This is a genomic window from Mesorhizobium sp. ES1-3, assembly GCF_020164795.1.
In the GTDB taxonomy this organism is placed as follows: Bacteria; Pseudomonadota; Alphaproteobacteria; order Rhizobiales; family Rhizobiaceae; genus Mesorhizobium.
In genome coordinates this window covers 38,396-55,459 of record NZ_JAIUGW010000009.1, presented here as the reverse complement: position 1 = coordinate 55,459, position 17,064 = coordinate 38,396, and the positions used below count along the sequence as shown (strand labels likewise).

General features: G+C 63.6%; 17 protein-coding genes and 1 pseudogene. 13 read left to right on the top strand and 5 right to left on the bottom strand.

What is annotated here, in order from left to right; genetic code table 11:
- A complete protein-coding gene (gene rpsI / locus LB536_RS14625) occupies nucleotides 1-483 on the top strand; it encodes a 30S ribosomal protein S9 (RefSeq protein ID WP_140809218.1) in 483 nt (160 codons plus the stop codon).
- 112 nt (nucleotides 484-595) lie between these two features.
- Here rpsI and LB536_RS14620 read toward each other — a convergent pair whose 3' ends face one another.
- Both LB536_RS14620 and LB536_RS14615 read right to left on the bottom strand, forming a co-directional pair.
- The gene (locus tag LB536_RS14620; protein ID WP_224593656.1) at nucleotides 596-1,654 is read right to left on the bottom strand and encodes a glycerophosphodiester phosphodiesterase family protein; all 1,059 of its coding nucleotides are present in this window, start codon (nucleotides 1,652-1,654) and stop codon (nucleotides 596-598) included.
- 174 nt (nucleotides 1,655-1,828) lie between these two features.
- Nucleotides 1,829-3,037, bottom strand: coding sequence for an acyltransferase family protein (locus LB536_RS14615; RefSeq protein ID WP_224593652.1), 1,209 nt, complete (start codon nucleotides 3,035-3,037; stop codon nucleotides 1,829-1,831).
- Nucleotides 3,038-3,160: 123 nt separating this feature from the next.
- On the opposite strand from LB536_RS14615, the gene speB reads away from it, so the two are divergent.
- From speB to LB536_RS14595, 4 genes and pseudogenes are all read left to right on the top strand, one after another.
- A complete protein-coding gene (gene speB / locus LB536_RS14610; protein WP_224593649.1) occupies nucleotides 3,161-4,168 on the top strand; it encodes an agmatinase in 1,008 nt (335 codons plus the stop codon).
- A gap of 30 nt (nucleotides 4,169-4,198) precedes the next feature.
- Complete coding sequence (gene argC / locus LB536_RS14605) at nucleotides 4,199-5,125, top strand: N-acetyl-gamma-glutamyl-phosphate reductase (protein WP_224593646.1); 927 nt, start codon at nucleotides 4,199-4,201, stop codon at nucleotides 5,123-5,125.
- Nucleotides 5,122-5,965: pseudogene (locus LB536_RS14600) on the top strand (aminoglycoside phosphotransferase family protein). The gene argC and the pseudogene LB536_RS14600 overlap by 4 nt, the downstream one beginning before the upstream one ends.
- Nucleotides 5,966-6,047: 82 nt before the next feature.
- On the top strand, nucleotides 6,048-6,371 hold the full coding sequence (locus LB536_RS14595; RefSeq protein ID WP_224593643.1) for a hypothetical protein: 324 nt from the start codon (nucleotides 6,048-6,050) through the stop codon (nucleotides 6,369-6,371).
- A 10-nt stretch (nucleotides 6,372-6,381) separates the two neighbouring features.
- Here the strand turns inward: LB536_RS14595 and LB536_RS14590 are convergent, their stop codons facing one another.
- Complete coding sequence (locus LB536_RS14590) at nucleotides 6,382-7,473, bottom strand: COX15/CtaA family protein (protein ID WP_224593640.1); 1,092 nt, start codon at nucleotides 7,471-7,473, stop codon at nucleotides 6,382-6,384.
- A gap of 153 nt (nucleotides 7,474-7,626) precedes the next feature.
- Between LB536_RS14590 and LB536_RS14585 the strand changes: the two genes are divergently transcribed.
- Nucleotides 7,627-7,842 carry a DUF2842 domain-containing protein gene (locus LB536_RS14585; RefSeq protein ID WP_027143610.1) on the top strand — a complete coding sequence of 72 codons (216 nt, stop codon included), beginning with the start codon at nucleotides 7,627-7,629 and terminating at the stop codon, nucleotides 7,840-7,842.
- Nucleotides 7,843-7,862: 20 nt separating this feature from the next.
- Here LB536_RS14585 and LB536_RS14580 read toward each other — a convergent pair whose 3' ends face one another.
- Nucleotides 7,863-8,921, bottom strand: a complete 1,059-nt coding sequence (locus LB536_RS14580) for a polysaccharide deacetylase family protein (RefSeq protein ID WP_224593637.1) — start codon at nucleotides 8,919-8,921, stop codon at nucleotides 7,863-7,865.
- An 89-nt stretch (nucleotides 8,922-9,010) separates the two neighbouring features.
- Here LB536_RS14580 and LB536_RS14575 point away from each other — a divergent pair, with 89 nt between their 5' ends.
- Nucleotides 9,011-10,234, top strand: coding sequence for a GNAT family N-acetyltransferase (locus tag LB536_RS14575; protein WP_224593634.1), 1,224 nt, complete (start codon nucleotides 9,011-9,013; stop codon nucleotides 10,232-10,234).
- A gap of 3 nt (nucleotides 10,235-10,237) precedes the next feature.
- Here LB536_RS14575 and LB536_RS14570 read toward each other — a convergent pair whose 3' ends face one another.
- Nucleotides 10,238-10,951: a GntR family transcriptional regulator gene (locus LB536_RS14570; RefSeq protein WP_140809201.1), complete on the bottom strand. Its 714-nt coding sequence runs from the start codon at nucleotides 10,949-10,951 to the stop codon at nucleotides 10,238-10,240.
- Nucleotides 10,952-11,213: 262 nt separating this feature from the next.
- On the opposite strand from LB536_RS14570, the gene LB536_RS14565 reads away from it, so the two are divergent.
- From LB536_RS14565 to LB536_RS14540, 6 genes are all read left to right on the top strand, one after another.
- Nucleotides 11,214-12,302, top strand: a complete 1,089-nt coding sequence (locus LB536_RS14565) for an ABC transporter ATP-binding protein (RefSeq protein ID WP_224593631.1) — start codon at nucleotides 11,214-11,216, stop codon at nucleotides 12,300-12,302.
- Between the two features lie 34 nt (nucleotides 12,303-12,336).
- The gene (locus tag LB536_RS14560; RefSeq protein WP_140809197.1) at nucleotides 12,337-13,626 is read left to right on the top strand and encodes a PotD/PotF family extracellular solute-binding protein; all 1,290 of its coding nucleotides are present in this window, start codon (nucleotides 12,337-12,339) and stop codon (nucleotides 13,624-13,626) included.
- A gap of 90 nt (nucleotides 13,627-13,716) precedes the next feature.
- Complete coding sequence (locus LB536_RS14555; RefSeq protein ID WP_140809195.1) at nucleotides 13,717-14,628, top strand: ABC transporter permease; 912 nt, start codon at nucleotides 13,717-13,719, stop codon at nucleotides 14,626-14,628.
- A 1-nt stretch (nucleotide 14,629) separates the two neighbouring features.
- On the top strand, nucleotides 14,630-15,448 hold the full coding sequence (locus LB536_RS14550; RefSeq protein WP_224593628.1) for an ABC transporter permease: 819 nt from the start codon (nucleotides 14,630-14,632) through the stop codon (nucleotides 15,446-15,448).
- A 2-nt stretch (nucleotides 15,449-15,450) separates the two neighbouring features.
- Nucleotides 15,451-16,197 carry an aspartate/glutamate racemase family protein gene (locus LB536_RS14545; protein ID WP_181182841.1) on the top strand — a complete coding sequence of 249 codons (747 nt, stop codon included), beginning with the start codon at nucleotides 15,451-15,453 and terminating at the stop codon, nucleotides 16,195-16,197.
- Between the two features lie 5 nt (nucleotides 16,198-16,202).
- Nucleotides 16,203-17,039: a GNAT family N-acetyltransferase gene (locus LB536_RS14540; protein ID WP_224593626.1), complete on the top strand. Its 837-nt coding sequence runs from the start codon at nucleotides 16,203-16,205 to the stop codon at nucleotides 17,037-17,039.
- The last annotated feature ends 25 nt before the right edge of the window (nucleotides 17,040-17,064 follow it).

Sequence of the window (17,064 nt, the reverse complement as noted above, 5' to 3'; positions counted from 1 at the left end):
ATGGCTGAGCTTTCCTCGCTCGCAGAACTGGGCGCCGCCACCGGCAACACCAACACGCAGGCCGCGGCGCCCGTCCACGTCCAGAAGCTCGACAAGTCGGGCCGCGCCTATGCCACCGGCAAGCGCAAGAACGCCATCGCGCGCGTCTGGGTGAAGCCGGGTTCCGGCAAGATCATCGTCAACGACAAGGAATTCGCGACCTATTTCGCGCGTCCGGTCCTGCAGATGATCCTCAACCAGCCGATTATCGCCTCCAACCGTTCGGGCCAGTACGACATCGTCGCCACGGTCGTCGGCGGCGGCCTCTCCGGCCAGGCCGGTGCCGTGCGTCACGGCATCTCCAAGGCGCTGACCTACTACGAGCCGGCGCTGCGCGCCGTGCTCAAGAAGGGTGGCTTCCTGACCCGCGACAGCCGCGTCGTCGAGCGCAAGAAGTACGGCAAGGCCAAGGCCCGTCGCTCCTTCCAGTTCTCGAAGCGCTAAGCGTTTCGAACTCCAATATCAAAGGCCGCCTCCGGGCGGCCTTTGCTTTTGGGACAGCGCCCTACCGGGCAACTCTCACGAGAGAGGAGATCGGCAGCCTCTGCCGCCACTCCTAATTGATGCTGGCTGTATGCGCCGGTTCTGTCGGCCGCTTCTCGTCGGCATAAGGCACGCGATAGCCGTTTGCCGCCAGCCAGTCGATCGCCGCCTTAGGTTCGTCGGTCTGGATGATGGTGGCGCCGCGATCGGCCCAGAAACCCCAGGCTTCGCGCGGCAGGCTGGCCTGGACCGCCAGTTCGTCGCCACGGCCGCCGGCGAGGAAGCCGCCCGGCTTGTTGACGATGGCATAGGTGTCCGCCCAGATATGCCAGTCGCCCTTCACCGCCTCGGCGCGCATGCGGGTGCTGAACAGCGGCCCGCCGGTTTCGGTCAGTGTCTCGGCGCCAGCCCGCCAGTTGATCAGCTCGATCGCGCGCGGCGCGAAGGCGTGGTCGACTATCGAGGCGAAGCCGGCATCATGCACCGCGTCATCGGCGATGATCGGCATGAACTGGAAGCCACCGCCTGCCGCGGCCATGGCGGCTTTCACCGTGGTGATCCTGTTCTGGTTCCACAGGTTTTCCTTGACGATGACTTGCTCGGCCATACCGAGGTCGCGCGCCACCGCGATCATGCCCGGGAGGTCGCCGACTTCGAGTTTGTTGTCGAGATTGATGAGGATTCTGTCCCTTGTCGTCATCAGCATCTCGCGCAACGTCGAGACAGGCTCGTTGGTGACGGCATGGGTGTCCTCGATCACCAGCCGGCATCTCTTCAGCTCGGCCAGCGTGTAACTGACGACCTCGCCCTTGCAGGTGGTCGTGCGGTCGAGCCAACTGTCATGCATGACGATGAACGCGCCGTCCTTCGAGCGCCGGATGTCGACCTCGACGATTTCGGCGCCGATCGCGATCGAGCCTTCCACGGCGGCCAGTGAATTTTCCGCATAGAGCGTCTTGCCGGCCTGCATGCTGCCGGCGCGATGGGCAGCCACCATGACATGGTCGCGCCACTGGTTGGCATGTTCGAAACGGTCGAGGATCTGGCTGGCGCGTGTTTCGCCGGCCAAGGCCTGGCCGGAGGCGGCCGCCAGCGCGGTGGAAAGCAGAAGGCTCAGCCAGATCGTCCGCATCGAGAATCGCTCCTTGCCGGATCGAGCCGGGGATAGGCGACATCAGTGACATCCAGGTGAACGAAGCCGGCTAAAGCGCGTCGCGTCGAAACGGATTCAGGCACCCCTAGGGGCGCACTCCAAACCGAGGTCACCTTTGGCCGACATGCATTAGCGGTTGGCCGGCTATGTCGGTCAGATGCGCTTCGATAGTCGGCGGAACCACGCCATTGCCGGCATTTCGACCAGGCGCCATGTGGCCCAAGACACGGCGATGGTGGCGGCGAGCATGACGACGATCGCCACAGTCCCCGTCCAGCCGGCGCCAAAGCCGGTGGCGGGATCGCCACGCAGTACGATGTCGCCAATCAAGCCGAGGCCGAGTTTGCGCTCGACGAGCCCGGCGACATTGATCAGGCGCACCTGGACGAAGATGTGGACCATGTAGATCGAATAGGACAACGCGCCGAGCGTCAGCATGAACGGTGTCCTGAGCAACGCGCTGATCCAGCCGCCTTCATGGGCGAAGAGGAACAGCGCCAGGACGAACACCAGGGGCGCGGCAATGCCGGCGTCGTTGTCGCCCGCCAGCGAGACAAAAAGACCGATGACGGCCACCATGACGATTTCGGCAAGAGTCCAGCTCATCCGCGGGCCGTTTGCGAGCAGAACCTGTCGCGCCCCTGCAATGGAATCATGCTGAAACCAGGCCAACAGGGCGCCGAGCGAGAAGCCGTAGAGGCAGCGGATGAAGCCGAAATCGTAGGACACATCCATATGACGCATGGAGAAGCCGAGCAGGAACAGCGGCGCGGTGACGGCGGCGGCGACAAACCATATCCAGGCGCGCGCGCCGGCGATGAAGACCACGCCGGCAAACAGGAGATAGGCAAAAAACTCAGCCGAAATGCTCCAGCTTGGCGCGTTCCACGTCAACCGATCCTCGAAGCCGACACCTTGCAGCAAAAGGAGATTGGCAGCCAAGCTCTCGACGTCGAAGCCGCCGGTGAAGGGAGCAGCCCCGGTGCCATGCAATTGCGGCAGCACCAGCCGCAACAGCTCGAAGGCGGCAAGGGCGGCAAGCATGACCAGATGCAACGGGTAGATGCGGCCGAAACGGACCAGCGCAAAGCGGGCGACCTCTCCCGGTCGGCCCAGCCGATTGGCATAGCTGGAGGCGATGACGAAGCCGGAAAGGACGAAGAAGAAGTCGACGAAAAGATAGGCCGAACCGATAAAGCTGCTCTGCGAGATCGCCGAGGCGGTCGGAAAATGAAACAGCGCCACCAGCAACGCGCAGATGCCGCGCCACGAATCGAGAACCTGGAAGCGATCGCCGGCGATCGTGCCGGCGTGGGTCGACACCACGGCATCCGACGGATTAAGAAACGCGGTCTGCGTCATGATGATACAAATCCTGTCTTGCCGCGGCACCCGGGCGGCGCCGTTTCGTCTCCCCAGGCCGTGACTGGCATCTTCCATGCCGGTTCTGTAGTTGTTGCACCCCGATGAAAACGAGGACCAGTAATGGCGACCAAGAACATCGACCATGCCTTCACCGCCCGCTCCAAAACGGGTGGCGCCCTTGAGCCGACCTATTCCGGCGCGCTGTCTTTCATGCGGCGCAAATACACCAAGGACGTGAAGGGCGCGGATGCGGTGGTGTGGGGCATTCCCTTCGACGCCGCCGTCACCAACCGGCCGGGCGCCCGGTTTGGACCGCAGGCGATCCGCCGCGCCTCCGCGATCCTCGATAACGACCCGCAATACCCGTTCTCGCGCGATCTGTTCGAGCACCTCGCCGTGGTCGATTACGGCGACTGCCTGCTCGACTCGGGCAACCATCAGAAGACGCCAGGCACGATCGAGCGCGAAGCGGCCAAGATCCTGAGATCGGGCGCCTTCCTGCTGACGCTCGGCGGCGACCATTTCGTCACCTGGCCGCTGCTCAAGGCGCATGCCGCCATCCACGGGCCGCTCGCCTTGGTGCAGTTCGACGCCCACCAGGACACATGGCCCGATGACGGCAAGCGCATCGACCATGGGTCCTTCGTCGGTCGCGCGGTCAAGGAAGGCATCATCGATCCCGACCGCTCGATCCAGATCGGCATTCGCACCCATGCGCCCGACACGTTCGGCATCAAGATCCTGCATGGTCATGAAATCGAGGAAATGCGCGCCTCCGACATCGCCTATGCCATCGTCGATCGCACAGGCGGCAAGAAGACCTATCTGACCTTCGACATCGACTGCCTCGATCCGGCCTATGCACCGGGAACCGGCACGCCGGTTTCGGGCGGCCCATCCTCGGCGAAGATCCTGTCGACGCTGCGTCAGCTCAATCAGGTCGATATTGTCGGCGCCGATGTCGTGGAGGTTGCGCCGGCCTATGATCACGCCGATATAACAGCGATCGCCGGTTCGATGGTGGCCATGCAGTATCTCGGCCTGCTGGCTGAACGAAAGGCGCGGCTCGAGGAGCTGAACAACGGCAACCACAATGGCGCCGCGGTCAATCAGGGCAACGGCATATAGTGTTAAGATATCAGGGAATTTGATCAGGCAATGAAACCGAAAATCTTCATCGACGGCGAACACGGCACCACCGGTCTCCAGATCCGGGCGCTGCTTGCCGAGCGCGGCGATCTGGAGATCATTTCCATTCCGGTCGAGCGCCGCAAGGAAACGGCCGCGCGCGCCGAATTCCTCAACGCCGCCGATATCGCGATCCTGTGCTTGCCCGACGATGCAGCCAAGGAAAGCGTCTCGCTGATCACCAACGACACCACCAAGGTCATCGATGCGTCGACCGCGCATCGCGTGGCCGAAGGCTGGGAATATGGCTTCGCCGAACTGGACAAGGAGCAGGCGAAGAAGATCGCCACGGCCAAGCGCGTCGCCAATCCCGGCTGCTGGCCACAGGGGCCGATCGCGACGCTCAGGCCACTGGTCACTGCAGGCCTGCTGCCGGCCAATTTCCCGATCGCGGTCAACGGCATTACGGGGTATTCGGGCGGCGGGCGCCCGATGATCGAGGACTACGTCGCCAAGGGCGAGGACGCCTCGGAGTTCCTGCCCTATGGCCTGACCCTGCAGCACAAGCACGTGCCGGAATTGAAGGCCTATGCGAAGTTGTCGCATGATCCGATCATGCAGCCGGCGGTGGGCAATTTCGCGCAAGGCATGATCACGGTCGTGCCGTTGCAACTCGCTGGCCTCGACCGCGTACCGACTGGTGCCGAACTTCACGCCGCCATTGCGGACCATTTCGCTGCGATCGAGGGCGGTGTGGTCGAGGTGGCGCCTTACGCGCATCTGGAGCGTGTGCCGGACATCGATCCGGAGATCTACAACGGCACCAACCGCATGAAGGTCTATGTCTTCGCCAATGACAGCAGAGCCCAGGCGCTGCTGCTGGCGGTCTACGACAATCTCGGCAAGGGCGCCTCGGGTGCAGCCGTCCAGAACATGGACCTGATGCTCGGTCTGTGATGGACGCGCCAGCCTTCCCAGCGCGCTGGAGGGTCAGCGAACCCGAACTCATTGCCGAGACCTTTTCGAGCCGCATCTGGAAGGTGCGGCTCGAGGACGGCTCACCGGCGATCGTGAAGGCGCTGAAGCCGTTCGACGACGTTGCCGACGAGTTGCGCGGCGAGCATTTCCTTGCCTGGCGACGCGGCGAAGGCGCGGTGCGGCTTCTCGGCCGCGAGGGGCATTCCATGCTACTCGAATATGGCGGGGACACACTTCTGTCGCAGGTTCTCGACGAGCAAGGCGACGATGCAGCGACCGCCATCGCGGCGGATGTGATGGCGAAATTGTTTTCGCCATCCGAGCACCCCTACCCGCCCGAGCTTCAGCCGCTCAGGGAGCGGTTCGCCAGCCTTTTCAAGAAGGCCGCAACCGATCGCGGCATCGGCGATGACAGCCTCTATGTCGAGGCCGGCGCCATCGCGGATCGATTGCTGGCCAATCCGCATGACATCAGGCCGCTGCATGGCGACCTGCATCACGAAAACATCCTGCGGGGGACCGCGCGGCTGGCTGGTGATCGATCCGAAAGGCGTGCTTGGTGATCCCGGCTTCGACGCCGCCAACATGTTCTACAACCCGCTCGATCGCGACGCACTTTGCCTCGCCCCGGAGCGGATCGCGCATATGGCCGAGGTCTTTGCCCGGGCGCTGGGACAATCACCGGCAGCGATACTGGACCATGCCATCGCCTATGGTTGCCTGTCCGCGGCCTGGCACCATGAGGACGACAATGCGGTCGAGGAGAACCGCGAGCTGTCGATTGCCGCGGCGATCTGGGAAGTGCGGGCGCGTTTGTGATCCCGGGGAAGAGCTGAAGTAACGGCTTGTTCACCATGATCGGCTACAGACCGTGTCCTGTCTCCCTCCTCAAGGATTTGTCATGGTCGGCGCGATCTCGGGTTCCTCTCAGGCAACCCAATATTCCTCGTCCGGTTCCTCGAGCAATGCAGCCCAGGAGGCCGCGCTCGAAAAGCAGATTCAGGACCTGGAAGACCAGGCCAAGGCGATCACGGATGAGATCAAGGCAGCCCAGGTGCGGCAAGATATCGCCACCGCCCAGGCCAAGCTCGACGCATTGAGAGCCGCGGACGCCGACAAGGCTGCCAAGGCCGCTCAGAGCCAGTCGGCGCCATCCGCCGCCGCTTTGCGTCAGGCTGAATTCGATGGCGAGAAGACGACGCAGTCGAACGAATTCTGGATGTGATCGGCCGCACTCAGCGTCCGACGGCAACCTCGTTGGGCAAGGGATAGGCGCCCTTGGTGCCGCGCCAATGCGCGGCGGCAAAGCCCAGCACGACAAGCGCAAACGCCTGATGGGTCAGCGCCATATGCAGGGGCACCTGCATCAGCAGCGTACCGATGCCGATCGAGGCCTGCACCAATACCAGAACGAACAACAGCGTCGCGCGTCGCGCATGCGTCGAGCCGGGCAGCCGCCGACGCGTGGCGATCATGTGCCAGAGCGCGACGGCGAAGACCGTGTAGGCGCCAAGTCGATGGACGAACTGCACCGTTTTCGGGTTCTCGAAGAAGTTGCGCCACGCCGGCTCGAGGATGAGCAGATCGCCGGGGATGATCCTACCGTCCATCAGCGGCCAGGTGTTGTAGCTCATGCCGGCGTCGAGACCGGCGACCAGACCGCCGAGATAGATCTGGATCAGCGCCAGAAGCACGATGAAGCCGGCCAATCTCTGCGTCGAGCGATCGGCCGCGGGTTCGGAATGCGGCGCCAGCCCGCGCGCGACGACCATGGTTGCGGTGAAAATCAGTGCCGCCAGCGTGAGGTGCGTGGCGAGCCTGTACTGGCTCACCGACACGCGGTCGACCAGGCCGGAGGCCACCATCCACCAGCCGATGACGCCCTGCAGGCCGCCGAGAAGCAGAATGCCGACCAGTTTCGGCCCAAGGCCGCGCTCGATGCGGCGCGTCGCCCAGAAGACCAGCAGCGGCAAGGCAAAGACCAGGCCGACGCTGCGCGCCAGCAGGCGATGCGCCCATTCCCACCAGAAGATCGACTTGAACGCCTCGACGCTCATGCCCTTGTTGAGCTCGGTGTATTGCGGGATCTGCTGATAGCGCTGGAATTCCTCCTGCCACTCGGCGTCGTTGAGCGGCGGGATGACGCCATGGATCGGCTGCCATTGGGTGATCGACAGGCCGGATTCGGTCAACCGCGTGGCGCCGCCAACCAGCACCAGCGCGAACAGCACCAGGAGCACGACGTACAGCCAGCCGCGCACGAGGGCCCGGTTGTGCAGATCGCGGTCGCGGGCCTGATAGGGCGCGGCGGCAGTGATGACGGCCATGAATATATCCCGACGGGTTGAATGTCGCGGATTGGTGAACCATCGCACTCCTGCTGGCAAGACCGGGCAGCGCGGCACGCCGTCGCGCCCGATGTCGTGGGTTGCGCGCGTCCCGCGTTCGGCCTAAGCGGTAGCCATCAACGAGACCGTACCATGCCCATTCGCCTGAAAAAGCTGATCGGAATGTTCCTGCTGTTGGCGCTGGTCATCATCTACGCGCTGGTCGCTTCGATCTTCGCGGTCGCCCGGTTGTCGGAATCGGGCGCGCTGGTGCAATTCCTGTTCTTCCTGCTTAGCGGTCTGCTCTGGGTGCTGCCGGCGATGGGCATCATCAAGTGGCTGATGCTGGAGCCACGGGCCAAGCGCTGAAACGCCCCGTCAGCCGTACGTCAGACGGTGACGAGCATCTTGCCGGCATTGGCGAGTGGCGTCGTCACGCCCGACAGCATGGTGCGGATATGGGCGAGGCTCTGGTAGCGGCCATTGACCGAAATGCGCGGCAAGGCATGCAGGAAGCCGGCATGTTCGGCGCGCAGCACGCCGTGGCGGGTGGTCACCGCGGAGGCATAGCCGGCGTCGCGCGCAAAGCCCACTTCGCGGCAGCCAACGGCGCTGGCGTAACCATAGGGATAGGCGAAATGGCGCGGCTCCTCGCCTAGCCCGGTCCGTAGCATGTCCTTGACGGCGCCGATCTCGCGCCGCGCATCGGCCTCGGAAAGCCGCTTCAGATTGCTGTGATTGATGGTATGGGCGCCTATCGTCACCAGCGGGTGCGCGGCGACGGTGCGGATCTCATCCCAGTTCATGAGCGTGCGCAGACGCGGTGCGTCCGCGTCGACGCCGTTCGAAGCGGCCAGATCGCGCAGCACGGTCCGCAGGTCTTGCTCGCGGACCTCGGTGGTGAAATAGGCGTGCAGGCGGGCGATGGCCTGATGTTTCCTTGTGGGGGTCGCGCAATCGATCACCGTCGGGCCGCTCGATGCCGCCAGGGTCAGCTGATCGCAGGCATTGACGATGTCCTCGACCACATCCCACCAAAGGTGGGCGGTACCATCGATCAGCCCGGGAGCGACATAGATGGTGAGCGGCGCGCCATGCTTCTCCAGCACCGGCAGAGCCTCCGTCATGTTGTCGCGATAGGCATCGTCGGCGGTGATGGTGGCGAACCGGCCGCCCTTGCCACCTGCCTTGATGCGCTCCACGGCTTCGTCCATCGAGACGAAGGCATAACCGTCCGCTCTCATGTCGACGATCACGGCATCGAGGAAACTGGGCGCGATGTTGAGGTGCCGGTTGACGCTGTCGGGCTTTTCAGGTGTCGCCGTCACACGGTGCAGCATCAGGATGGCGCCGATGCCGCCGACAAAGGGCCTGGCCAGCGGTGCGAGGCCGGTATAGCGGGCGACGTTGAGCGCCAGTTTCCGGATTGCCTCCCCACCGTCGATCATTCATTCACCTTTTGCGCCTAGGTTATCCAAGCACGGAATACGCCCGAGCGCCCCCCAAATCGGGATCAGTACGCCCTAAGGATTGAGGTATGGTTGACGCAACCGCGTCATTTGATGGCAAGCGGCTCGCGGAGGCTTCGCCACGCGCACTGCCTGGGAATGCCGCGGGGCTGTCGGTTTCCGTTGCCGCCGCCGAAGGGCTCGCGGCATATGCGGCGTTCTGCAGTTCGGCGCTCTGTGCGCCGGCGCAAAGTGCGGCATGGATCTTGAACTGGGCCGCCGAGGTCAAGCCCGATCTGCTCATTGCCACACTTGAACTGGAGGGCAAGCCGGCCTTCGCACTGGCGTTGGAGGTGGTCAGGCGCGGCCCGTTCCGGGTCGCCCAGTTCATGGGCGGCCGCCACGCCAATGGAAATTTCTGCGCCGCCGAACCGCAGCGGCTTGCCAGCGGCGACCTCACAGCCATCCGGTCGATGCTCGCGGCGATCGCCAGATCCCGGCCCGATATCGATCTCATCGCGCTGGAAAGATTGCTGCCCCATCTCGACGGCATCGCCAATCCGCTGGCATCGCTTGATCATTTCGCCAGTCCCAATCTTTCGCTGGCCGTCGACCTCAGCGGCGGGTTCGATGCGCTGCTGCTGCGTGCCAGCGGCAAGCGCAAACGCAAGAAGCATCGTTCGCAGACGCGCAAGTTCGATGCCGTCGGCAGCCACCGGCGCATCGAGGCGCGTAGCGCCGACGAGGTGGAGAGGCTGCTCGATGCGTTCTTCGAGATGAAGGAACAGCGCTTCCGCAAGATGGGCATTGCCAACGTCTTCGGTGACGGCCGGACACGCGCCTTCTTCCGAGGGCTGTTCACGCAAGCAGTCGCCGAGGACAAGCCTTGCTTCGTGCTGCACGGGCTGGAGGTCGCCGGCAAGCTGCGCGCCGTCACCGGATCGAGCCGCTCGGGCAGCCGCCTGATCTGCGAGTTCGGAGCGATCGCCGAGGACGATCTCGCCAACACCAGCCCGGGCGACTTCCTGTTCTTCGACAACATCCAGAATGCCTGCCAGAGCGGGTTCGCGGTTTATGATTTCTCCGTCGGAGACGAAGCCTACAAGCGGCTATGGTGCGATATCGAAACGCAGCATTTCGACGTCCTGGTCCCGCTGACGCTCAAGGGCCGTGGGCTGGCACAGGTACTTCGCCAGGGCGCGGGGCTGAAGGCCTTGGTCAAGAACAACCCGACGATCTGGAAGCTCGCCAAGATGCTGCGCCGCAAGGCAGCCGGACAGACAGCCCCCCTGCCCACGGAAGACGAAAACTAGCCGTCAGAAATTGAGAGCCTCGCGGAGCGCCGGACCTGCCCTGACGCGCAGATCGAGATCCGCCTCGATGTGGTCGATATGGTGCAGCATCAAGCGGCTCACCAGCCCGGAATCGCGGCTCTCCAGCGCACCGACGATAGCCGTGTGCTCACCGTGGCCGCAGGCCGACACGCCGGACCGTCCGTAAAGTGCAATGACAAGCGAGGAGCGCGCAACCAGTTCCTCCATGAAGCGCTGCAGGATGGCATTGCCCGCGACCGAAGCGAGCAGCAGATGGAAATCGCCGGACGCCTTGATTTCAGAACGCCGCGCCGTCGGACCGCGCTCGGCGATGAAGCGGCCCTCCTCGTCGAGTTGCGCCCTGAAGGCGACAATGTCGGCTGCTGTGACCCGTTCGCAGGCGGCAGTGGCAATGCCCGGCTCGATCAGCCGGCGCGAGGCGAACACCTGGCGCGCTTCCTCGGGTGATGGATTGGCGACGAAGGCACCGCGATTGCGCTCGGTGCGCACCAGCCCTTCGAAGGACAGCATCTGCAGCGCCGCGCGCGCGACGGTGCGAGACACGTCGAACAGCGTGCCGACCTCGCCTTCCGAGAGCTTGGTGCCCGGCGCAAGCCTCCGGTCGACAATGGCGTCGCGCAGATTGTCGCGGATCGCCTGGGCGCGATCCTGATTGGCGCTATCGGCGGCGGAATGGATCTGATCGGTGATGTTCATGGCGATGAGGTTCCCGCCCTCTTCTAGCGCGACTCGTCGTCTGTTCACGAGAGGCAAAGTGAACACGAAGTCGAAAAAGATTGCATACGATTTTTGTGCAAATTGCGCTCAATAGCCCATAATTTGTGCAACGCACAAAGCAGCCTCGGAGACGGGCAGCGACAAGAATCCTGATCTTTCAGACAATTCAAGCGCTTGGCCGGTCATCCCCGGATTGGCACGCCTGATGCTTTGTTTAGTGCGACCAAACGGGGAAGCCTGAATGTCCAAAGCAGCAGAGATCGACATCGTGTCCGTTTCGAAAGTCTATGGAACGACGACCGCCGTCGAGGACATCAGCCTGAAGATACCGGCAGGCACCTATTGCTGCCTGCTCGGCCCCTCCGGCTGCGGCAAGACCTCGACGTTGCGCATGATCGCTGGTCACGAAAGCATCTCGTCCGGTGACGTTCGCCTCGGCAACACCGTCGTCACCGACCTGCCGCCGGCCAAACGCGGCACGGCAATGATGTTCCAGTCCTATGCGCTGTTCCCGCATCTCGACCTCATCGACAATGTCGCCTTCAGCCTGAAGATGAAGGGCGTCGACAAGGAGCAGCGCCGCGCCAAGGCGCTCGACATGCTGAAGCTGATGCAGATGGAAGCCTATGCGACGCGCCGGCACGCGCAGCTTTCCGGCGGCCAGCAGCAGCGCGTGGCGCTGGCGCGAGCGCTGATCACCGATCCGGAAGCGCTGCTGCTTGACGAGCCGCTGTCGGCGCTCGACCCGTTCCTGAAGATCCGCATGCGCGCCGAACTGAAAAAACTGCAGGCTTCGCTCGGCATCACCTTCGTCCACGTCACCCACAGCCAGGAGGAGGCCATGGCCTTGGCGGACCTGATCGTGGTGATGAATGACGGCCGCATCGAACAGGCGGCACCTCCGCGCGAGGTGTTCGAACGGCCGGCCACGGCCTTCGTCGCGCGCTTCATGGGTGACCACAATGTCATCTCCGGCCGGGTCACCGGCGCACGTGATGGCATGGTCGTCTTCGACGTCGTTGGCGGCGGCTCGCTCGCCGCCCGCGGGCAGGGCCGGGAGCCGGGTGCGCCGATCGACATCGCCATCCGTACGGACCATGTGCGCATTGGCGACGCGCCCGCGCCCGGCCTCGGCTTCACCGGCATTGTCTCCAACATCGAATACCGCGGCGCCACGGTGAAACTGTCGGTCACCGGCGCCGGCATAGACGACTTCACCGTGATTGTCGACGATTCCGACTTCTTCGCCCGGCCCGTCGCCATTGGCGACGCCGTTCCGCTCGCCTGGGATTCGCAGGATGCGATCATCCTCGGCCATCTTCATTCATGAATTCAACGAAGCAAAACAAGACAGGGGAATACGCATGACAAACACATCGAAAACCAAGACAGGCATTTCGCGCCGCTCGCTGCTCAAGACAGGTGCCGCCGCCGTCGGCTTTGCCGCCGGCTCGGGCGTCATAACGGGCTTTCCGACCATCTGGGCGCAGTCCAACATCACGCTGCGCCAGTTCGGCACCGGCGTGTCGAATCTCAACGCCATCGCCGACAGGTGCAAGGCCGATCTCGGCATCACCCTGGAGATGACGGCAACCGATTCCGACGCCGCCGCCCAGCGCGCCGTGACGCAGCCAGACAGTTACGATATCGCCGACATCGAATACTGGATATGCAAGAAGGTATTCCCCACCGGCGTGCTGCAGCCGATGGATGTCAGCAAGCTGAAATATTACGACGAACTGGTGCCGCTGTTCAAAACCGGCAAGCTCACACCCGACAGCGTGATTGCCCAGGGGACCGCGCCGCACACCGTTGGCTACGTCGAGGCGCAGGATAGCAAGACCTTCGCCAAGGCACCGACCAACTGGTTCACCATGGTGCCGACCATCTACAACGCCGACACGCTTGGCATCCGCCCCGACCTCGTCGGCCGTGACATCACCACCTGGGCCGACATCATGGACCCGGCCTTCAAGGGCAAGACCGCGATCCTCAACATCCCGTCCATCGGCATCATGGACGCGGCGATGATCATGGAAGCGACCGGCAACATCAAATATGCCGACAAGGGTAACATGACCAAGGACGAGATCGACAAGACGATCGACTTCCTGATCAAGGCCAAGCAAGCCGGCCAGTTCCGCGCCTTCTGGAAATCCTTCGACGAGAGCGTCAACCTGATGGCATCGGGCGAAGTCGTCATCCAGTCGATGTGGTCGCCGGCCGTCGCCGCCGTGCGCTCCAAGGGCATCGCCTGCCGCTTCCAGCCGCTCAAGGAAGGCTACCGCTCATGGGGCGGCGGTCTTGGCCTCGCGGCCCATCTCAAGGGCGCCGAGCTCGACGCGGCTTATGAATACATCAACTGGTACACGTCGGGCTGGGTCGGCGGATACCTCAACCGCCAAGGCTACTATTCGGCCAACATGGTCTCGGCCAAGAAGTTCATGTCCGACGACGAGTGGGGCTACTGGATCGAGGGCAAGCCGGCCAAGGGCGAGATCAAGGCGCCGGACGGCACCGTCATGGAGAAGGCCGGCGCCGTACGCGACGGCGGCTCCTTCGAAGAGCGCATGGGCAAGGTCGCCTGCTGGAATTCGGTCATGGACGAGGACCGCTACATGGTGAAGCGCTGGAACGAGTTCATCGCGGCGTAAGTGAAACAACAAGCACCTCCTCTGCCCCTTCTCCCCTTGCGGGAGAAGGGAAAGCGGCTCAGGCCGCGTCGCCAAGAACCGAGAGCATTGATGACAGTCGCGCTCGAACGCCCCGCAATCGCCGCCGCGAAACCAGCCCGACGACGACGCTTGTCAATCGGCGTCGTCACGCCCTATCTCCAGTCGGCGCCTCTGGCGCTGATCCTCGGCTCGTTCCTGCTCCTGCCCATCATCATGATCGTCGTCGTGTCCTTCTGGGACTACGACTTCGCCTCCATGTATCCGGACTTCCTGACCACGAACTATTCCGATGTGCTGGGCTCGTGGGTCACGTGGAAAACTTATCTCAACACCATCAAATTCGCTGTTGTCGTCTGGGCGCTGACCTTGTTCATCGGCTTCTGGGTTGCCTATTTCCTCGCCTTCCATATCCGCACCACGGCCATGCAGATGGTGCTGTTCCTGGTCTGCACCGTGCCGTTCCTGACCTCCAACATCATCCGCATGATCTCGTGGATCCCGGTGCTCGGCCGCAACGGGCTGATCAATTCGACCCTGGTGCATCTGGGCCTGGTGCCCAAACCCATCGAATGGCTGCTCTACTCTGAATTCGCGGTCGTGTTGGCCATGGTACATCTCTACACGCTGTTCATGGTGACGCCGATCTTCAACACGCTGATGCGCATCGACCGCTCGCTGGTCGAGGCCGCGCGGGATGCTGGCGCGTCCGGCTGGCAAGTGTTGTGGAACGTCATCATCCCGCTGGCCAAGCCCGGCATGGCGATCGGCACCATCTTCGTGGTCACGCTGGTAATGGCCGATTTCTCCACCGTGCAGGTGATGTCGGGCGGCCAGAGCGCATCCGTCGCGCTCATGATGAAGAACCAGATGTCGCTGCTGCAATATCCGGCGGCCGCCGCAAACGCCGTAGTGCTTTTGGTGCTCGTGCTCCTGATGGTCGCCGGCATCCTGCGCATCGTCGACATCCGGAGGGAACTGTGACGTGAGCCACGAAAAACGCACCCTCGAATTCTACGCGCTGGCGGTGTTCTTCGCGCTGTTCGTACTGTTCCTCTATGGGCCGCTGTCGGCGATCCTGATCCTCTCCTTCCAGGGCGAGACCGGCGGCCTCACCTTCCCGCTCAACGGCGTGTCGCTGCATTGGTTCGCCAATCTGTTCGAGCGCCAGGCGGTCGGCGATTTCGGCGGCAGCTTCAGGCGCTCGCTGGTTCTCGGCCTCATGGTGATGATCGTCACCGTCGTCGTCTCGCTGCTGGCCGGGCTGGCCTTCCGCCAGAAATTTCGCGGTGCCACCGCCTTGTTCTACTTGGCGGTCGCCAGCCTCGTCGTACCCTCGATCATCATTTCGCTGGGCATCGGCGTCGTCTTCCAGCAGGTCGGCTTCCGTCCGGCCTGGTATACGTCGGCCTTCGGCGCGCATCTGACCTGGACCTTGCCGTTTGGCGTGCTCATCATGTTCGCCGTCTTCAACCGCTTCTCGCCTGCCTATGAGGAAGCCGCGCGCGACCTTGGCGCCTCATCCTGGCAGACCTTCGCCCATGTCGTGCTGCCGATGATCGCGCCAAGCCTGATCGGCGTCGGCCTGTTCGGCTTCACGCTATCCTATGATGAGTTCGCCCGCACACTGATGACCTCGGGAACCTTCAACACTCTGCCGCTCGAGATCTACGGCATGACCACCAATGTCACCACGCCGGTGCTCTACGCGCTGGGCACGGTGACCACCGTGTTTTCCTTCCTAGTGATCCTGGCGACGCTAGGCGCCATCCTCTATGTCGGCCGCCGCCGGACCAGAGCGTGACAGTGCAGATACTGGTGGTAAATCCCAACACGACGGCGAGCATGACCGAGACGATCGCGGCAGCCGCGCGCAGCGTCGCCGGTGCCTGGACCGAAATCGTCGCCGTCACCTCGTCCATGGGACCGGCCTCGATCGAGGGTTATTATGACGAGGCACTGGCCGTGCCCGGCCTGCTCACGGAGATCGCCGCCGGCGAACGTGCCGGGGCGCAGGCCGCGATCATCGCCTGCTTCGACGACACCGGCCTCGATGCCGCCAGAGCCATGGCCGCCATTCCCGTCATCGGCATCTGCGAGGCAGCACTCAGCACGGCCTGCTTCATTGCCCAGCGGTTCACTGTCGTAACCACCACCGAACGCTCGCGTGTTCCGGTCGAGGGGCTGGTGCAACGCTACGGCATGTCCGCTCGGGCGCGCGTGCGGGCCGCCGAGATTCCGGTACTGGCACTTGAGGACCCGGCTTCAGGAGCGGTTGGCAAGCTCCGCGACGAGATCGCCCGGGCCGTGGAGGAGGATCGCGCCGAGGCCATCGTGCTTGGCTGCGCCGGCATGGCGGATCTTGCCCACAGGTTGCAGAGCGAGTTCGGTCTGCCTGTCGTTGACGGCGTCGGAGCCGCTTTGAAGCAAGCCGAGGCCCTGGTGGCTCTTGGCCTCTCGACATCGAAGCGCGGTGCTTATGCGAACCCGCTCGCCAAGCCCTATCGTGGTATGCTGAAATCGTTCTCCCCAGGAGCAGTCGCTGCTGAGTAAGCACCATGAAACCGATCATCCGCACGCTGTCGCTGGGAGAATTGGCCGATCTCGTCGACTGGGCGGCCGCGGAGGGTTGGAACCCCGGCCTTGACGATGCGGCGATGTTTCAGGCAGCGGATCCCAGGGGTTTCATCGGTGCCTTTGCCGGCAGCGAAATGGTTGCCGGGATATCAGCGGTGGCCTATGGGCACGATTTTGGTTTCATAGGCCTCTACATCTGCCGGCCGGACATGCGCGGCAAGGGCTATGGCAAGGCGGTATGGACCGCGGGCATGACAAGGCTGGCCGGGCGCACCATCGGCCTCGATGGCGTCGAAGAGCAACAGGCCAATTACGAGAGCAAAGGGTTCAGGCCGCTCTACGAGACCATTCGTTACAGCGGGCGCCCTACAACCTTGACCATCGGCGCCGAACGGCCTCGCACGGTGACCGCGCAATTGGTGCCAGACATCATCAGGTATGACGCACTCTGCTTTCCCGCGTCCCGCCATTCCTTCCTGCAGCGATGGCTTCAGCCGCCGCATCGCGCGCTGGCAGCAATCACGCCGCGGGGGACGGCCGGTTACGCGGTAGCGCGATCCTGCCGCAGCGGCTTCAAGATCGGCCCGCTCTTCGCCGACGATACACGGACCGCACTGGATTTGCTCGAAGACCTGGCGACCGCCTGCGAAGGAGGCGACCTTCACGTCGACGTTCCGGCCAGCAAGGTGGATTTCATCGCCGCGCTCGTGGCGGCAGGCTTCTCACCGACCTTCACCACCACGCGCATGTACAAAGGCCCGCCGCCGAGGCTCGACGCCAACAGGATATTCGGCGTGACGACGCTGGAGTTGGGATAGGCCTGACGTGCCTTCGAGTGGCAGC

Bases quoted from the DNA above. Each gene is read 5' to 3' on its own strand.
- rpsI (WP_140809218.1), top strand. From the start codon at position 1: ATGGCTGAGCTTTCCTCGCTCGCAGAACTGGGCGCCGCCACCGGCAAC.
- LB536_RS14620 (WP_224593656.1), bottom strand. From the start codon at position 1,654: ATGCGGACGATCTGGCTGAGCCTTCTGCTTTCCACCGCGCTGGCGGCC.
- LB536_RS14615 (WP_224593652.1), bottom strand. From the start codon at position 3,037: ATGACGCAGACCGCGTTTCTTAATCCGTCGGATGCCGTGGTGTCGACC.
- speB (WP_224593649.1), top strand. From the start codon at position 3,161: ATGGCGACCAAGAACATCGACCATGCCTTCACCGCCCGCTCCAAAACG.
- argC (WP_224593646.1), top strand. From the start codon at position 4,199: ATGAAACCGAAAATCTTCATCGACGGCGAACACGGCACCACCGGTCTC.
- LB536_RS14595 (WP_224593643.1), top strand. From the start codon at position 6,048: ATGGTCGGCGCGATCTCGGGTTCCTCTCAGGCAACCCAATATTCCTCG.
- LB536_RS14590 (WP_224593640.1), bottom strand. From the start codon at position 7,473: ATGGCCGTCATCACTGCCGCCGCGCCCTATCAGGCCCGCGACCGCGAT.
- LB536_RS14585 (WP_027143610.1), top strand. From the start codon at position 7,627: ATGCCCATTCGCCTGAAAAAGCTGATCGGAATGTTCCTGCTGTTGGCG.
- LB536_RS14580 (WP_224593637.1), bottom strand. From the start codon at position 8,921: ATGATCGACGGTGGGGAGGCAATCCGGAAACTGGCGCTCAACGTCGCC.
- LB536_RS14575 (WP_224593634.1), top strand. From the start codon at position 9,011: ATGGTTGACGCAACCGCGTCATTTGATGGCAAGCGGCTCGCGGAGGCT.
- LB536_RS14570 (WP_140809201.1), bottom strand. From the start codon at position 10,951: ATGAACATCACCGATCAGATCCATTCCGCCGCCGATAGCGCCAATCAG.
- LB536_RS14565 (WP_224593631.1), top strand. From the start codon at position 11,214: ATGTCCAAAGCAGCAGAGATCGACATCGTGTCCGTTTCGAAAGTCTAT.
- LB536_RS14560 (WP_140809197.1), top strand. From the start codon at position 12,337: ATGACAAACACATCGAAAACCAAGACAGGCATTTCGCGCCGCTCGCTG.
- LB536_RS14555 (WP_140809195.1), top strand. From the start codon at position 13,717: ATGACAGTCGCGCTCGAACGCCCCGCAATCGCCGCCGCGAAACCAGCC.
- LB536_RS14540 (WP_224593626.1), top strand. From the start codon at position 16,203: ATGAAACCGATCATCCGCACGCTGTCGCTGGGAGAATTGGCCGATCTC.